The following is a 17,157-nucleotide window of genomic DNA, read 5'->3' as shown; positions in this document are numbered from 1 at the left end:
CATAGAAGCGCCCGCGCACTCGCCGGCACCACAACCCGCGCCTCACGCCCCGTTCTGCGCCACCTTCGCCAACATCGGCGCGCTCACGCCTCGGCCATCTCGCGCACCAGCTCACCCGCGCGCTCCAGCCGGGCGAACGGATCATCGATCCGCTCGCGCAGCAGCAAACGACGTTCCTTCTGCTCCAGCCCGAACGCCGCCGCGTCGATCGCGGTCCCGTTGTGCGGCTCCAGCGCAACCGCCGCCGGGCCGGCATTGACCTTGGCGATCCCAGCCGCACGCGCATCGACACGCAGCCGCGCCGTCGCCAGCAGGGTGCGCGCCTCGTCAGGAAGCGCGCCGAACCGGTCCTCCAGTTCCTCCTCCAGCGCGTCCAGCGCCGCCGCCTCGGTGATCCGCGCCAGCCGCGCATAGATCGTCACGCGCAATTCCTCGTCGGGGATCCACGTCTCGGGCAGGCGCCCCTCGATGCCGAGGTGCAGCTCGGGGGTCCATCGCTCGACCTCCTCGCCGCGTGCGCGGCGCAGCGCGCCTTCGAGCAACTGTTGGTAAAGATCGATCCCGATCAGCTTCATATGCCCGGCCTGCGTCTCGCCGAGCAGGTCGCCGGCACCACGCATATCGAGGTCCCGCGCGCTGATCGCGAAGCCTGCGCCGAGCCGGTCGAACGCCTCCAGCGTCCGCAGCCGCTTGAGCGTCCGCGGCGCGATCTCATGCTCGGGATCGGTGAACAGCAACACTTGTCCGCGCCGGCTGCCGCGTCCGACGCGACCGCGCAGCTGGTGGAGCTGCGAGAGCCCGAACCGGTCGGCGTGCGCGATCACCATCGTATTGGCGCGCGGCACGTCGAGCCCGGCCTCGATGATATTGGTGGCGAGCAGCACGTCGCCCTCACCACGCCCGAACCGCACCATCGCCGCGTCGAGATCGTCGGCGGGCAATTTGCCATGCGCCTCAATCACCTCGAGATCGGGAACGAGCTTGCCGAGCTGTTCGGCAAGTGGCGCCATATCGGCGATTCGCGGCACCACGACAAAGCTTTGCCCGCCACGGCTCTTCTCGCGCAGCAGCGCGGCGCGCAGCGTCTCGGGATTGAAGCTGCCGACCGCGGTACGGATCGGCTGGCGACGTGCGGGTGGCGTGGCGATGATCGACAGTTGCTGCAGCCCGACCAGCGCGGATTGCAGCGTCCGCGGGATCGGCGTCGCCGACAGCGTCAGGACGTGCCCGGCCGACAGCCCGCGCAACTTGTCCTTGTCAGCCGCGCCGAACCGCTGTTCCTCGTCGATGACGACCAGAGCAAGATCCTTGTAGGTCACGCCCTTACCCGCAACCGCGCCGGTGCCGACGACGATCTGGATCGTGCCGTCGGCCAACCCGGCCCTTACGCGCTTCTTCTCGGCCGCGCTCGACAGCCGCGACAGTCCGGCGACCTCGATGCCGCTGCCCTCGAAGCGTGCGGTAAAGGTGTCGAGATGCTGGCGCGCGAGCACGGTAGTCGGCGCGGCGATCGCCACCTGCTTGCCCGCGAGCGCGGCGAGCGCGACGGCGCGCAGCGCAACCTCGGTCTTGCCATAGCCGACATCACCGATCACCAGCCGGTCCATCGGCCGCCCGGCGGCGAGGTCGGCGCGCACCGCGGCGATCGCCTTGGCCTGGTCGGCGGTCTCGGTGAAGGCGAAGCCGGCCGCGAAGCGCTCGTAGGCGGCGGGATCGGGATCGAGCACCGGGGCGTCGCGGGCGGCGCGTTCCTCCGCCAGCGCGGTCAGGTCGCGCGCGCTCTGCGCGATCGCGGCGTCGATCTCGCCGCGGCGTTTCTGCCAGCTCGATCCGTCCAGCCGGTCGAGCGTCACCGCATCCGCCTCTGCGCCGTAGCGCCAGATGCGATCGGCCTCGCCAACCGGCACCAATCGCACGCCGTCCTGCGCATAGGTCAGCTTGATCGCGTCGCCGCCGTCGTCGGGCAGTTGCTCCAAACCCGTAACCACGCCAATCCCGTGATCCTCGTGAACGACGACATCGCCGATGCGAATTTCTCCGACATCGAGCAGCCCTGCGTCGGTCGGTGCGCCAGCCGATTGCTCGCGTTCGGCGCGGCTGCCGAGCAGGTCAGCAGCGGCGATGGCGAGCACGCCCTTGCGCCGAAAGCCGCGGTCGGCAGCCCATGCGAGCGCCAGCAACGCGCCACGCTTCGCCTTGACCACCTGCGCCCATCCGTCGACCGCCGTGGGGTCGTCGCCGAGAGCCTTGCCGACGCGCGCGCGCAGGAAGCGCAGGTCGCGCGCACTGCCGAGCAATACCACGCGATCTCCAGCGTCACGCGCCTCCTTCGCCAGCCTGGCAAAGGCACGCAGCGGCGCCTTCTGCTCGGCGAACCGCGGCGGCGGCTCGCCTTCGCGCGTAAGTGTCGCCTGCTCGCGCGCGCCGATAGCCTTTTGCCACGCGGCATCGTCGATAACGTCGCGCGCGGCGCGTTTGGGGGCGCGTCGGGTCGCGTCGGCGACGAGCGTCAGGAAACGGCGGCGGCGATCGTCGGCGGCAGCGTCGACGATGATCGTCGCGTCGGGCAGATGGTCGAGCAAGGTAATCCGGTCGTCACCAGGGGCTGGTTCGGCGACGCGGCCGAGTTCGCGCTCCGCAACATCGTCGATCGAGCGTTGGTCCGCGGGATCGTAGCAGCGCAGCGCGACCACCTTGCCGTCGGCGACCTCGACGCGCAGCGGCAGGGCGGCGTCGGCCGGGAAGACGTCAAGCACCTGCCCGCGCAGCGCGACCTCGCCGGGCTCGTCAACGCGTTCGTCGCTGATGTAGCCAAGCTCCTCGAGTTCGGCGTGTAACGCGGCAAGGTCCAGCGCCTCACCATGCCTGATGGTCGGCGGCACCGAGTCGAACGCGGCGGGCGTGGGATATGCGCGCGCCAGCGCCTCGCCGGTGGTGATCAGCGCGGTGCGTGACGGGCGCTTTCCTGCGCTAAGTTTGCGCGCACGACGCAGCGCCGAAACGCGCTGGCCGACATTGGCGGGCGAGGGGGGCGCGTCCTCGCCGGGCAGCGCGTCGCTTCCGGGGCAGAACAGTACCGTCGCCGCGGGCATTGCCGCCTCCAGCGCCTGTGCCACCGCGGCGGCGCGGACATCGTCGGCGAGCGCGACGATCAAATCCTGCGTCGCCAGCAATTCGGCAAGCATCGCCACCTGTTCGGCAACGGAAAGCGGGGCGGCCGGGTTGGCGGCGGGCATCAGCGGGGAGCGTCCATAGACCACACGAACGGGCCGCAGGGCTCCGCCGTTCCGGGTCATCGGCTTGCTTCAGATCAGCCGGGGATCGACATGGGGTCAGCCTTGGTTCAGCGTAGATAGGCCAGGAGACTGTCCATGAAGAACATGATCGTCGCCGCGGCGTTGGTCGTCGCCGTTTCCGCCCCCGCGCAGGCCGCGCGGTCCAGCCCCGATGAGGAGATGGCGAAGCTGCTGAAGGGGCGGGTCGCGGAGGCGCCGGTACGCTGCATTCCGCTAAGCCCGGGCGACAACAATTCGGTGCAGATCGTGTCGGAGCGAGCCCTGGTCTGGCGGATCGGCTCGCGCCTCTACGTCAACGTCCCACAAGCGCGGGCCGAGACGCTCGACGACGATGATATCCTGATCACCGAGCCGTTCGGCGGACAATTGTGCCGCAACGATCAGGTGCGGCCGCTCAACCGCGGCTCGCGCATCCCCAAGGCGTCGTTGCTGCTCGGCAACTTCACCCCTTATGTGCGCAGCGCCGCGAAATAAGCGCTGCGCCGTCGCAGATCAGGCGGCGCGACGGACGTCGACGTCGTTTGCAACTTCGGTGCGCGCGCGGGCCTGGTTGCGGTACTGGGCGATCAGATAGACGAGGTAGAGCATCACGGCCTCACAAAAGATTGCTTTGCTGCGGTGCAGCGTGTGGCAGCCATTTGGTGAAGGAAGCGTGATGCAGCAATTGCAACCTGCGCGATGATGGGTGCGTTGCGCGCAACCGTTCAGCGTTTGCGGGTCAGCTCGCGCATCGCGGCATCCAATCCGTCGAGTGTCAGCGGGTACATGCGCCCGGCCATCAGCTCCCTGATCATCCCGACCGAGGCGGTATAGTCCCATTGCGCCATTGGCAGCGGATTGAGCCACGCGGCGGCCGGGTACGTGGCGGTCAGTCGCTGCATCCACACCGCGCCGGGCTCATCGTTCATATGCTCGACCGACCCGCCCGGCTGGCTGATCTCATACGGGCTCATCGACGCATCGCCGACCAGCACCAGCTTGTGGTCATGCCCAAAGCGGTGGAGCACGTCCCACAGCGGCGTGCGCTCCTGAAAGCGGCGGCGGTTGTCCTTCCACACGCCCTCATACGGGCAGTTGTGGAAGTAGAAGAATTCGAGGTGGCGGAACTCGGCAGTGGCGGCGGAGAACAGGTCCTCGCAAAGCCGGATGTAGGGATCCATCGACCCGCCGACGTCGAGGAAGAGCAACAGCTTGACCGCGTTGCGCCGTTCGGGCCGCATCGCGACGTCGAGCCAGCCGCGCCGCGCGGTGCCGGCGATCGTCGCGTCGATGTCCAGTTCGTCGGCCGCCCCCTCCCGCGCGAAGCGGCGCAACCGGCGTAGCGCGACCTTAATGTTGCGCGTGCCCAGTTCGCGCGTGTTGTCGAGGTCGCGGAACTCGCGCTGATCCCACACCTTGATCGCGCGGCGGTGGCGCGACTCGCCGCCGATCCGCACGCCAGCGGAGTTGTAGCCGCCGTTACCATACGGGCTGGTGCCGCCGGTGCCGATCCATTTCGACCCGCCCTGATGCCGGGCGTGCTGCTCCTCCAGCCGCTGGCTGAGCGTGTCCATGATCTCGTCCCAGGAACCAAGCGCGGCGATCTTCGCCATCTCCTCCGGCGTCAGATAGCGTTCGGCGATCGCCTTCAGCCATTCGTCGGGGATTGCGGCGCCGGCGTCGGCGAAGCTCGTCTCCAGCCCGTTGAAGACCTGCGCGAACACACGGTCGAAGCGATCGTACAGCCCCTCGTCCTTGACGTAGATCGGGCGCGAGAGATGGTAGAATTGCTCGGGGCTACGCTCGATCACCTCGGCCTGCAACGCCTCGAGCAGCAGCAGGTGCTCCTTCATCCCCGCCGGGATGCCGGCGGCGCGCAACTGGTCGAGGAAGCCGAGGAACATCAGCCGCGCTGGCCGCGGCGCGCCATGAACGCCAGCCGCTCGAACAGCATCACGTCCTGTTCGTTCTTGAGCAACGCGCCGTGGAGCGGCGGGATCGCCTTGGTCGGATCGCGGTTCTGGAGCACGTCGAGCGGCATCTCCTCGTGGAGCAGCAGCTTGAGCCAGTCGAGCAACTCGCTGGTCGAGGGCTTCTTCTTCAGCCCGGGAACGTCGCGAACCTCGTAGAAGAGATCGAGCGCGCGGCCGACCAGCAGCTTCTGGATGCCGGGGAAATGCACGTCGACGATCGCCTGCATCGTCTCGCGATCGGGGAAGCGGATATAGTGGAAGAAACAGCGGCGCAGGAACGCATCGGGCAGTTCCTTTTCGTTGTTCGAGGTGATGACGACGATCGGGCGCTGCGCTGCGCGCACCGTCTCGCCGGTTTCGTAGACGTGGAACTCCATCCGATCGAGTTCCTGCAACAGATCGTTGGGAAATTCGATATCGGCCTTGTCGATCTCGTCGATCAGCAGCACCGGCGGGGTGGGGCGGGTGAACGCTTCCCACAATTTGCCGCGTCGGATGTAATTGGCGATGTCGTGGACGCGCGGGTCGCCCAATTGCCCGTCACGCAGCCGCGCAACCGCATCATATTCGTAGAGGCCCTGTTGCGCCTTGGTGGTGGATTTGACGTTCCACTCGATCAGCTCGGCCCCGACCGCGCGGGCGATCTCCTGCGCCAGCACGGTCTTGCCGGTGCCGGGCTCGCCCTTGACCAGCAATGGCCGGCGCAGCGCGACCGCGGCGTTGACCGCGACTTTCAAATCGTCGGTCGCGACATAATCCTGCGTGCCCTCGAAGCGCTGCATCGCTCAACCCGTTCCTCGTCGAAGATCGGGTATGGAATAGCGGCGGCAGTCGCGCACGCGCAAGGACCGAAGCGTTACATTGCGTGGCGTGCGGTGGCGCGCGACTCCAGCAATTGCCAGAGGCCGCGATGCTGCGCGAGCATCTGCTGCGCGCCAAACGCCATCGCGCGCTCGACCGGCGCGGTCGCCTCGATCGCGCGAAGCAGCGCGATCGCCTGTGTCGCGGCACCGGCGAAGGGGTCGCTAAGCGGCAACGCCATGCGTCGGGCGCAGCAATCCAGCACCGTGCGGATCGCCGCCCAGTCGAGCACGAATGCGAGCGCCGTGCCGGTGGCACAGCCCGCGCGGTCGGAGCGCGCCAGCATTTCCAGCGCGTTGCGTTGCCCTAGGATCGCCGCCTGCGATGCGGCCTGACCCGGCGTCGAGGGCAGGGGGCCGACCGCGGCGGTCAGGCGCACCAGCAATGCGCGTTCTCCACTGACCGCGGCGGCGGCCTGAGCGAGCCAGTCGCGTGCGAACGGATCGGTGCAGCCGTTGCTGGCATGGTCGACGATCCCGGGGAAGGCACCGTGAATGACGCATAGGGCGTGGATCGCGTCAGCGATGTCGCGCAGCGTCGCGGTGGGCTCGGCCAGCGCACGCGCATGCGGCGCGGCGGCGGTGCCGTCGCTAGCGACCATGGACAGGATGGTCGCGGCGCAGCCTTGCGGCCGCTTCTCGATGGCGATGGTCACGCTTTCCTCCGCTCGGTGACGCCTTCCGTGCCAGCGGTGGCACGGCGGTCGAAAGCCAGCGTTAGCGTGGGGATGTAAAGGGGCGGTTTACAGCGCGTAGGCGGCGACCCGTCGTTCGCGATTGCTGACCCGGATTGATGATCGGGACCGGAGCGGAGAGCGGGGGACGTCCCCGCTCTCCGTCAGCGTTTACTGGTCGAGGAAGCTGCGCATCTTGCGGCTGCGCGACGGATGCTTGAGCTTGCGCAGCGCCTTGGCCTCGATCTGGCGGATACGCTCGCGCGTGACCGAGAATTGCTGGCCGACCTCTTCCAGCGTGTGATCGGTGTTCATCCCGATCCCGAAGCGCATCCGTAGCACGCGTTCCTCACGCGGGGTGAGCGACGCGAGAACGCGGGTGACCGTTTCCTTGAGGTTCGCCTGGATCGCGGCATCGACCGGGATCACCGCATTCTTGTCCTCGATGAAGTCGCCGAGATGCGAATCCTCCTCGTCGCCGATCGGCGTTTCGAGGCTGATCGGCTCCTTGGCGATCTTCATCACCTTGCGGACCTTCTCCAGCGGCATCGAGAGGCGCTCGGCCATCTCTTCCGGGGTCGGTTCGCGGCCCTGCTCGTGCAGGAACTGGCGGCTGGTGCGCACCAGCTTGTTGATCGTCTCGATCATATGGACCGGGATACGGATCGTGCGCGCCTGGTCCGCGATCGAGCGGGTGATCGCCTGACGGATCCACCAGGTCGCATAGGTGCTGAACTTGTAGCCGCGGCGATACTCGAACTTGTCGACCGCCTTCATCAGCCCGATGTTGCCCTCCTGGATCAGATCCAGGAACTGCAAGCCTCGGTTGGTGTACTTCTTGGCGATCGAAATCACGAGCCGCAGGTTCGCCTCGACCATCTCCTTCTTGGCGATGCGCGCCTCGCGCTCCGCCTTCTGGACCATGTTGACGATCCGGCGGAACTCGCTGAGCGCCATGCCGGTCTGCTGCGAGATTTCGCTGATCTCGGTGCGGATGCGATCGACCGCCGCGGCCTCGTTGGTCGCGAACGCCGTCCACTTCTTGTCGAGCCCGGTAACGGAGGGAAGGAAGCCCTCGTCCAGCTCATGCCCCATGTACCGCTCGAGGAAATCCTTGCGGTTGACCTTGTGGCGCTCGGCAAGCCGCAGCATCTGCCCGCCCAGCGTCGTCAGCCGGCGATTGTAGCTGTAGAGCTGGTCGACCAGATATTCGATCTTGGTCTGGTGGAACTGGACGCTCTCGACCTCGGCGGTCAGGTCCTCGCGCAGCTTCTGGTACTTGCGCTCATCCGCCCCGGACAGCTCGATGCCATTGCTCATCGCGTCGAGCCGGCTCTCCTGCATCTTGGAGAACTTGCGGTAGATCGCGGTGATGTTGGCGAACTTCTCCAGCGCCTGCGGCTTGAGCGTCTCCTCCATCTGCGCGAGGCTGAGGGTGTTGTCCTCCTCTTCCTCGTCGGACGGACGCGGCGCACGACGCTCAGTCATGTCGTCATCGTCGTCGGCGGGCGCTTCCTCGGGCTCGTCCTCTTCCTTGAACTGCGGCCCGGCGTTCGACGCGCTAATCTCGCCCGTATCGTCCTCGGCGCCCTCGACCTGCTCGGCCGAGGGACCCTTGGAGAGCATCGCGTCGAGATCGACGATCTCGCGCAACTGCATCGTGCCTTCGTTGAGCGCAGTCGACCAGTCGATGATCGCATTGAAGGTGATCGGGCTTTCGCACAGCCCCAGGATCATCGTGTCGCGGCCGGCCTCGATGCGCTTAGCGATCGCGATCTCGCCCTCGCGCGACAGCAGCTCGACGGCTCCCATCTCGCGCAGGTACATCCGCACCGGATCATCGGTACGGTCGATCGTTTCCTTCTTCTTCTCGACCGCCGGGGCAGAGCCGTCGGCCTCGCCGTCGACGGCTTCCTGCTCCTCGTCGTCGGCGCGCTCCTCGGTCTCGCCGTCCTCGCCCGCTTCCTCGTTCTCGACGATGTTGACGCCCATCTCGTTGAGCGCCGACATGACGTCCTCGAGCTGGTCGGACGACATCTGATCCTGCGGGAGCGCTTCGTTGAGCTGGTCGTACGTGATGTAGCCGCGCTTCTTGGCGCGGGCGATCAGCTTCTTGATGTTCGCGTCGTTCAGGTCGATCAGCGGGGCATCGGCCACTTCCGCGCCTTCGTCAGCTCCGCCACCGTTCATCTTCGCCATCAATCGTCCTCGGGTCCAAGCGCGCGGGCGTCTTCGTTTGCCTGCACCAGATTTGCAAGCCGCTCGTCGAGCGCGCGCTGTTCGTTCACCAATGCCACCTGCCGTTCGAACGCCTCGGCGGTGAAATGCGTCTGCATCGTCGAGGTTGCCTCGGCGAGCGCTGCATCCACCTCCGGCCGCGCGATCAGCACCGCGATCGCCTCGTCGAGGTCCTCGCGCGCCTGCTTTTCGTCGCCACCGGCCCTGGTGAACGAATAGGGCATCGTATCGGCTCTCAGAAGATCGTGGGCGATCGCCTCGAAACCGGATCGCGCCAATATGGTGACGAGCCCGCCGCTATCAAGCGGCGTGGCGCGGCGGTCTTCCAGCGCGACATCGACGACCGCCTCGAACAACCGGCCCAGCGCGCCATCGGCGAGCTTGAGGCTGCCCAGCACCTCCATGTGCCGCGCGATCTCCGCGGGGTGGCGGATCAGCCCGGCCAGCACCGCCTTGGCGAGCACGCGATCGATGTTGCCGGCGGCGCCGACCTTCTTGGCGTCCTCGGTGACGGGGGGCGGGGGCGGCGACCATTTCTGGCCGGGCTTGCGCTGCCCCATCGGGTAGAAGGGCTGGCGCTGCTGGAACGGTTGCCGCTGCCGCGCGAAGCGCTCGTCGAAGCGGTTGCGGAATTCGGCCTTGTATTCGGACTTTACCGACGGGTCGGCGATCGTCTCGGCAAGGTCGTTCAGCCGCTTCTTCAGTCCGGCACGCTGCTCGGGCGTGTCGAGCGGTTCGGCGGCGAGTTCGTGCTTCCACAGCCGATCGACCAGCGGCTCCGCCTCGCGCACCAGCGCCTCGAACCCTTGCACACCCTTGGCGCGCATCAGGTCGTCGGGATCCTGTCCCTCTGGGAGCGTCGCGAAGCCGAGGCTGCGGCCGGGCGCGAGCATCGGCAGCGCGCGGTGCGCGGCGCGGATCGCGGCCTTCTGCCCGGGTTTGTCGCCGTCGAAGCACAGCATCGGCACGTCGACCACGCGCCACAGCCGCTCCAGCTGCTGCTCGGTCAGCGCGGTGCCGAGCGGGGCAACGGTCTCGCCGATCCCGCCCTGCGCCAGCGCGATCGCGTCCATATAGCCCTCGACCACGAACAGCCGCGCGGTCTTGCGCGCGGCGGGCAGCGCACGATCGAGATTGTAGAGCGTCCGCCCCTTGTCGAAGAGCGGGGTGTCGGGCGAGTTGAGATATTTGGGCTCGCCCTCGCCGATGATCCGCCCGCCGAACGCGATCACGCGCCCGCGCGGGTCGCGGATCGGGATCATCAGCCGGCCGCGGAACCGGTCATAGGGCTCCTTGCCCTCGACCTGGATCAGCAACCCGGCCTCGAAGAGCATGTCGTCGCCGAAGTCCTTGAGCGCGGTCCGCAAACGGCCGCGCGCGTCGGGGGCATAGCCGAAGCCAAACGCCTTGCGCGTCGCGTCCTTGATCCCGCGACGGTCGAGCAAGGCGCGCGCCTCCGCACCGTCGATCCCCGCGAGTTGCTGGGTGAACCAGTCGGCGGCGGCTTGCATGACGTCGTGGAGCGACTTGGCCTTTTCGGCGCGCTGCGCGGCGCGCGCGTCGGGGGCGGGGACTTCCATTCCGGCGGCGGCGGCGAGTTCCTTCACCGCGTCCATGAACGGCAGGCCCTGATGATCGGTCAGCCAGCGAATCGCGTCGCCATGCGCCGAGCAGCCGAAGCAGTGGTAAAAGCCCTTGTCGTCGTTGACGTAGAAGCTGGGCGTCTTCTCGTTGTGGAACGGGCAGCAACCCTTCGACTCGCGGCCGGCGCGGGTGAGCTTCACGGTCTTGCCGACGAGCGCGGTCAGCGAGGTGCGTGCGCGAAGCTCATCGAGGAAGGCGGGGGTCAAACTCACCTTCGCATTATACCGACGCTTATGGCTGATCCGTGGTGAGTCGGCAACGACTGTTCGGTTTCATCACGAAGTTAAGAAGAAGGGGTGTTCGCGCAGAGGCGCAGAGGCGCAGAGACGTTCCGCTGCGCGCCAGCGCATCTCCCATTGCTACGATGAGACTTGAGGAGCCGCGAAGGCAGCTCGGATCGGCGCGGCAGGCGCCACCTCTCTGGGCCTCCGCGCCTCTGCGCGATCCAAACCTTCTTCTTTTACGAAATCAGGCCAAAGCCGCCTTCACCAGCCCGCTGGCTTTGCTCATATCGAGCGTCGTGGCATGGCGGGCCTTCAGTTCGGCCATCACGCGGCCCATGTCCTTCATGCCGCTCGCGCCGAGATCGGCCTTGATCGACTCGATCGCTGCCTTGGTCTCGTCCTCGCTCATCTGCGCAGGCAGGAAGCGCTCGATCACCGCGACCTCCGCAGCCTCGGCGGCGGCGAGTTCGGCGCGGCCGCCCTGTTCGTACATCGCGATCGATTCGCGGCGCTGCTTCACCATTTTCTGCAGAACCTCGATCACCAGCGCGTCATCGTCGGTCGGCGCGGTGCCGGTGCGTGCCTCGATGTCGCGATTCTTGATCGCGGCCTGAATCAAGCCGATAGCGCTGCGCGCTTCCTTGTCGCCGGCCTTCATCGCCGCGATCTGCGCTGCCTTGATGTCGTCGCGAATCATCTACTCGTCCTTAACAGATTGACGCATCGCCGATGCGTCTCTAGCGGGCGGGGCTTAGCGACATTGCCGACCCTTTCAAGGAGTGCCCGCCCATCATGGCCGAGCCAGAGTTTCCGCACGCCCCCATGCCCGAAGGCGCCACCGGCGTCCTCGTTCTGGCCAATGGAGAGGTCGCGTGGGGGCGCGGCTTCGGGGCGGAGGGCGCCGCGGTCGGCGAGGTGTGCTTCCACACCGCGATGACCGGCTATCAGGAAATCATGACCGACCCGTCCTTTGCCGGGCAGATCATCACCTTCACCTTCCCGCACATCGGCAATGTCGGCGCGAACCCCGACGACGTCGAGGCGGACAATCCGCACGCTTTGGGCATGATCGTCCGCGAAGACCCGACCGCGCCCAGCAATTTCCGCGCGATGGAGAATCTCGACGGCTGGATGAAGCGCCATGCGCGCATCGGACTGGCCGGGATCGACACGCGCGCGCTGACGCGGCGCATCCGCTCGGGCGGCGCGCCCAATGGCGTGGTCGCGCATTCGCCGACCGGGGAGTTCGATCTCGACGCGCTGCTCAGGATGGCGCGCGGCTGGCCGGGGCTGGAGGGCATGGACCTCGCCAAGGACGTCACCCGCGAGACGCACGGGACGTGGGCGGGCGGCGTCTGGAAGCTCGGCTTCGGGTTCGATGTTGGCGAAGGTGCCGCAGACGGGGCACAAAACGCGGCGCGGCCGCATGTCGTCGCGATCGACTATGGCAGCAAGTTCAACATCTTTCGCAACATTGTTCAGGCGGGTGCCAAGGTATCGGTCGTACCGGCGAATGCGACGTTCGACGAGATCATGGCGCTCAACCCGGACGGCATCTTCCTGTCGAATGGCCCCGGCGATCCCGCGGCGACGGGCGAATATGCGGTGCCGGTGATCCGCCAGCTGCTCGACACCGGCAAGCCGCTGTTCGGCATCTGCCTAGGGCACCAGTTGTTGGCGCTGGCGGTGGGCGCGCGGACAACCAAGATGTTCCAGGGGCATCGCGGGGCGAACCATCCGGTCAAGCGCGTCGACGACGGCGCGGTCGAGATCACCAGCATGAACCACGGCTTCGCGGTCGAGCGCGACTCGCTGCCCGCGAATGCGCGCGAGACGCATGTGTCGCTGTTCGACGGATCGAACGCGGGGCTGGAGCTGACCGACCGGCCGGCGTTCTCGGTGCAGTACCACCCGGAGGCGAGCCCGGGGCCGCAGGATAGTTTCTATCTGTTCGAGCGGTTTGTGGGTGCATTGAAGTGAGGGCGATTGTCGGTGCCGCAATCGGTGCCGGCCTCGTTTTATCAAGCGCTTTAGTGAGCAGATGGATGATGGAGCGTCAGCGTTCGAGCCAAGCCTTGGTTTTAAAATACACCAAGGCTGGTGGAATGCGGCCTAACCCAAACCGCAGGGAGGAAGATGATCCGACGCGGTTTGACACTTCTGCTATCGAGTACGTCACTTGGATTGCTTCCAAGTGCCGGATGGAGCGGTGGGCAGTGACAAGCAATGCAACCGACACCGACGTGCCGGAGGAAGCATCGCTTATCGTCAATCAAGATGGTTTGACGAATAAGCAGTTTGATTGCCTCGCCAGTTTCGTGAAGCCCCAATTCGTCACTTTGACGCGGATGACACAATAATGCCCAAACGCACCGACATCTCCTCCATCCTCGTCATCGGCGCGGGTCCGATCATCATCGGGCAGGCGTGCGAGTTCGATTATTCGGGCACGCAGGCGATCAAGGCGCTCAAGGAAGAGGGCTATCGCATCGTCCTGGTCAATTCGAACCCGGCGACGATCATGACCGATCCGGAGCTGGCCGACGCCACCTATGTCGAGCCGATCACCCCGGAAGTCGTCGCAAGGATCATCGAACGTGAGCGTCCGGACGCGGTTCTTCCCACCATGGGGGGGCAAACCGCGCTCAATACTGCCCTTGCGCTGTTCCGCGACGGCACGCTGGAGAAGTTCGGCGTGACGATGATCGGCGCCGACGCCGATGCGATCGACAAGGCCGAGGACCGGCTGAAGTTCCGCGACGCGATGGACAAGATCGGGCTGGAAAGCGCGCGCAGCCATATCGCGCATACCGAGAAGGAAGCGCTGGACGGGCTGGACAAGGTCGGGCTGCCCGCGATCATCCGCCCGAGCTTCACTTTGGGCGGTACCGGCGGCGGGATCGCGTACAATCGCGAGGAATTCATCGAGATCGTCCGCAAGGGGCTCGACGCCTCCCCGACCACCGAGGTGCTGATCGAGGAATCGCTGCTCGGCTGGAAGGAATATGAGATGGAGGTGGTCCGCGACCGCGCGGACAATTGCATCATCATCTGCTCGATCGAGAATGTCGATCCGATGGGCGTCCATACGGGCGACTCGATCACGGTCGCGCCGGCGCTGACGCTGACCGACAAGGAATATCAGATCATGCGCAACGCCAGCATCGCGGTGCTGCGCGAGATCGGCGTCGAGACCGGCGGGTCGAACGTGCAGTTCGCGGTCAATCCGAAGGACGGCCGCCTGATCGTGATCGAGATGAACCCGCGCGTGTCGCGTTCGTCGGCGCTGGCGTCGAAGGCGACCGGCTTCCCGATCGCCAAGGTCGCCGCCAAGCTGGCGGTCGGCTATACGCTCGACGAGATCGAGAACGACATCACCGGCGCAACCCCGGCGAGCTTCGAGCCGACGATCGACTATGTCGTCACCAAGATCCCGCGCTTCGCGTTCGAGAAGTTCAAGGGCGCCGAGGCGGTGCTGGGCACCGCGATGAAGTCGGTCGGCGAGGTGATGGCGATCGGCCGCAACATCCACGAATCGATGCAGAAGGCGCTGCGCGGGCTGGAGACCGGGCTGTCGGGCTTCAACCATGTCGAGCGGCTGGTCGGCGCGCCGCGCGCCGAGATCGAGGCGGCGCTCGCCTCGCCGACGCCTGACCGGCTTCTGGTCGCGGCGCAGGCGCTGCGCGAGGGCTTCACGGTCGCCGAGGTGAATGCGATCGCCAAATACGATCCGTGGTTCCTCGAGCGGATGGCGGAGATCGTCGCCGCCGAGAACGAGGTGATGAAGGACGGGCTGCCGATCGAGGCGGCGGGCATGCGCCGGCTGAAGGCGATGGGCTTCAGCGACAAGCGGCTGGCGTGGCTGGCGCTGCAATCGGCGAATTTGCGCGGCATGGAGCGCGGGATCGCGCGCGGTTCGGGGCTGATCCACGAGGCGGTCAAGGCGATGACCGGCGGCGTGACCGAGGACGAAGTGCGCGAGCATCGCCTGAAGCTGGGCGTGCGTCCGGTCTTCAAGCGGATCGACACCTGCGCGGCCGAGTTCGACGCCAAGACGCCGTATATGTATTCGACCTATGAGGCGCCGTCGTTCGGCGAGCCCGAGAACGAGGCGCAGCCGTCGGATCGCCGCAAGATCGTGATCCTGGGCGGCGGGCCGAACCGGATCGGGCAGGGGATCGAGTTCGATTATTGCTGCTGCCACGCCTGCTTCGCGCTGGCGGACGCGGGCTATGAGACGATCATGGTCAATTGCAACCCGGAGACGGTGAGCACCGACTATGACACGTCCGACCGGCTCTATTTCGAGCCGCTGACCGCCGAGGACGTGCTGGAGATCCTGCACGTCGAACAGTCGAAGGGCGAGCTGGTCGGGGTAATCGTGCAGTTCGGCGGGCAGACCCCGCTGAACCTCGCGCGCGCGCTGGAGAAGGCGGGGATCCCGATCCTCGGCACCTCGCCCGATGCGATCGATCTGGCCGAGGATCGCGAGCGGTTCGCGGCGTTGGTCAACCGGCTCAAGCTGCTCCAGCCGTCGAACGGCATCGCGCGCAGCCGCGCCGAGGCGCTGAACGTCGCCAATCGCATCGGCTATCCGGTGCTGATGCGCCCCAGCTACGTGCTCGGCGGGCGCGCGATGGAGATCGTCGACAGCGACCAGCAGCTGGAGGATTACATCCAGACTGCGGTGCAGGTTTCGGGCGACGCGCCGGTGCTGATCGACCAGTATCTGCGCGACGCGATCGAGGTCGACGTCGATGCGATCTGCGACGGCGAGGACGTGGTGGTCGCGGGCGTGCTCCAGCATATCGAGGAAGCCGGGGTCCATTCGGGCGACAGCGCCTGCTCAATCCCGCCCTATTCGTTGCCGGCCGAGATCATCGCCGAGATCGAGCGCCAGACCGAGGCGCTGGCGCGCGGGCTGAGTGTCGTCGGGCTGATGAACATCCAGTTCGCGGTCAAAGACGGGCAGGTCTATCTCATCGAGGTCAACCCGCGCGCCAGCCGGACGGTGCCGTTCGTCGCCAAGGCGATCGGCGCGCCGATCGCCAAGATCGCCAGCCGCGTGATGGCGGGCGAGAAATTGCGCGACCTGCCGAAGATCGACCGCGACATCGATTATTTCGCGGTCAAGGAAGCGGTGTTCCCGTTCGCGCGCTTCCCCGGGATCGATCCGGTGCTGTCGCCGGAGATGAAGAGCACCGGCGAGGTGATGGGCATCTCGCCCGATTTCACCACCGCCTTCGCCAAGTCGCAGCTCGGCGCGGGCACCGTGCTGCCGACCAGCGGCGCGGTGTTCGTCAGCGTCAAGTCCGGCGACAAGGACCTGATCGTCCCTGCGGTGCGCGCTTTGGTTGATGCCGGCTTCACGATCGTCGCGACGACCGGCACCGCCGATCACCTGTCGCGCGCCGGGTTGCCGGTCGAGACGGTCAACAAGGTCGCGCAGGGGCGGCCGCATATCGTCGACCGGATCAAGGACGGCGCGATCGCGTTGATCTTCAACACCACCGAGGGCTGGCAGAGCCTGAAGGACTCGCAGCCGATCCGTGCGTCGGCGGTGAACGGCAAAGTGCCGTACTTCACCACCGCCTCGGCGGCGGTGCAGGCGGCGCAGGCGATCCATGCCGCGGTTAAGGGTGATGGTTCACGCAACCTTGAAGTACGGCCGCTGCAATCCTATTATTCGCAGCCGCACAACTGATCCCCGGACATAATGTGCTGATGTAGGGAGTGGCCTTCGCAGGGAGGAGGCCGCTTCCGGGGACGCGTTTTTACGAAGGACAAGGGCGATGGCGACGGTCGAGAAGATGCCGATGTTGCAGGAAGGCTATGAAAAGCTGACTGCCGACCTGAAGCGGCTGAAGACCGAGCGCCCGTTGATCGTCGACGCGATCGAGGAAGCGCGCGCGCACGGCGACCTGTCGGAAAACGCCGAATATCATGCTGCCAAGGAGCGGCAGGGGCAGGTCGAGGCGACGATCGCCGACATCGAGGACAAGTTGAGCCGCGCGCAGATTATCGATCCGCGCGATCTGTCGGGCGACAAGATCGTGTTCGGCGCGACCGTCACCTTGCTCGACGAGGACGAGAAGCCGGTGAAGTATCAGATCGTCGGCCAGACCGAAGCCGATGCGAAAAGCGGGCGGATAAGCTACAACTCGCCGATGGGACGTGCGCTGATCGGCCGCAGTGTCGACGACGAAGTCGAGGTGTCGGTGCCGGCAGGCGATCGCTATTATCTGGTGTCGAAGATCGAGTTCATCTGA

Annotated in this window: 12 protein-coding genes; 5 read left to right on the top strand and 7 right to left on the bottom strand. The window is 66.4% G+C overall.

The window, feature by feature from the left end; genetic code table 11:
* Window positions 1–83 precede the first annotated feature (83 nt).
* Window positions 84–3,236, bottom strand: a complete 3,153-nt coding sequence (locus tag SPHPH_RS0109610; protein WP_037488394.1) for a TRCF domain-containing protein — start codon at window positions 3,234–3,236, stop codon at window positions 84–86.
* A 135-nt stretch (window positions 3,237–3,371) separates the two neighbouring features.
* On the opposite strand from SPHPH_RS0109610, the gene SPHPH_RS0109605 reads away from it, so the two are divergent.
* On the top strand, window positions 3,372–3,770 hold the full coding sequence (locus SPHPH_RS0109605) for a hypothetical protein (RefSeq protein ID WP_028966504.1): 399 nt from the start codon (window positions 3,372–3,374) through the stop codon (window positions 3,768–3,770).
* A gap of 230 nt (window positions 3,771–4,000) precedes the next feature.
* Here the strand turns inward: SPHPH_RS0109605 and SPHPH_RS0109595 are convergent, their stop codons facing one another.
* From SPHPH_RS0109595 to SPHPH_RS0109570, 6 genes are all read right to left on the bottom strand, one after another.
* Window positions 4,001–5,179 carry a vWA domain-containing protein gene (locus SPHPH_RS0109595; RefSeq protein ID WP_028966503.1) on the bottom strand — a complete coding sequence of 393 codons (1,179 nt, stop codon included), beginning with the start codon at window positions 5,177–5,179 and terminating at the stop codon, window positions 4,001–4,003.
* Window positions 5,179–6,030, bottom strand: coding sequence for an AAA family ATPase (locus SPHPH_RS0109590; RefSeq protein ID WP_028966502.1), 852 nt, complete (start codon window positions 6,028–6,030; stop codon window positions 5,179–5,181). Before SPHPH_RS0109590 ends, SPHPH_RS0109595 begins: the two co-directional genes overlap by 1 nt.
* A gap of 74 nt (window positions 6,031–6,104) precedes the next feature.
* Window positions 6,105–6,764, bottom strand: a complete 660-nt coding sequence (locus SPHPH_RS19410) for a DUF6975 family protein (RefSeq protein WP_238303024.1) — start codon at window positions 6,762–6,764, stop codon at window positions 6,105–6,107.
* Between the two features lie 189 nt (window positions 6,765–6,953).
* Window positions 6,954–8,981 (bottom strand): RNA polymerase sigma factor RpoD, encoded by a 2,028-nt coding sequence (rpoD, locus tag SPHPH_RS0109580; RefSeq protein WP_028966501.1) that lies wholly within the window; start codon window positions 8,979–8,981, stop codon window positions 6,954–6,956.
* Complete coding sequence (dnaG, locus tag SPHPH_RS0109575) at window positions 8,981–10,876, bottom strand: DNA primase (protein ID WP_028966500.1); 1,896 nt, start codon at window positions 10,874–10,876, stop codon at window positions 8,981–8,983. Before dnaG ends, rpoD begins: the two co-directional genes overlap by 1 nt.
* 256 nt (window positions 10,877–11,132) lie before the next feature.
* Window positions 11,133–11,585: a GatB/YqeY domain-containing protein gene (locus tag SPHPH_RS0109570; RefSeq protein ID WP_028966499.1), complete on the bottom strand. Its 453-nt coding sequence runs from the start codon at window positions 11,583–11,585 to the stop codon at window positions 11,133–11,135.
* A gap of 95 nt (window positions 11,586–11,680) precedes the next feature.
* On the opposite strand from SPHPH_RS0109570, the gene carA reads away from it, so the two are divergent.
* From carA to greA, 4 genes are all read left to right on the top strand, one after another.
* Window positions 11,681–12,868 carry a glutamine-hydrolyzing carbamoyl-phosphate synthase small subunit gene (gene carA, locus SPHPH_RS0109565; protein WP_028966498.1) on the top strand — a complete coding sequence of 396 codons (1,188 nt, stop codon included), beginning with the start codon at window positions 11,681–11,683 and terminating at the stop codon, window positions 12,866–12,868.
* A 65-nt stretch (window positions 12,869–12,933) separates the two neighbouring features.
* On the top strand, window positions 12,934–13,248 hold the full coding sequence (locus SPHPH_RS0109560; RefSeq protein WP_028966497.1) for a hypothetical protein: 315 nt from the start codon (window positions 12,934–12,936) through the stop codon (window positions 13,246–13,248).
* Entirely contained in the window at window positions 13,248–16,592 is a 3,345-nt protein-coding gene (gene carB / locus SPHPH_RS0109555; protein WP_028966496.1) for a carbamoyl-phosphate synthase large subunit, read from the top strand. The genes SPHPH_RS0109560 and carB overlap by 1 nt, the downstream gene beginning before the upstream one ends.
* 88 nt (window positions 16,593–16,680) lie before the next feature.
* A complete protein-coding gene (gene greA / locus SPHPH_RS0109550) occupies window positions 16,681–17,157 on the top strand; it encodes a transcription elongation factor GreA (RefSeq protein ID WP_028966495.1) in 477 nt (158 codons plus the stop codon).

The organism is Sphingomonas phyllosphaerae FA2 (assembly GCF_000427645.1).
GTDB lineage: Bacteria > Pseudomonadota > Alphaproteobacteria > Sphingomonadales > Sphingomonadaceae > Sphingomonas > Sphingomonas phyllosphaerae.
Note: the sequence above shows the minus strand (reverse complement) of the source record. Positions and strands in the feature narration are given on the sequence as shown.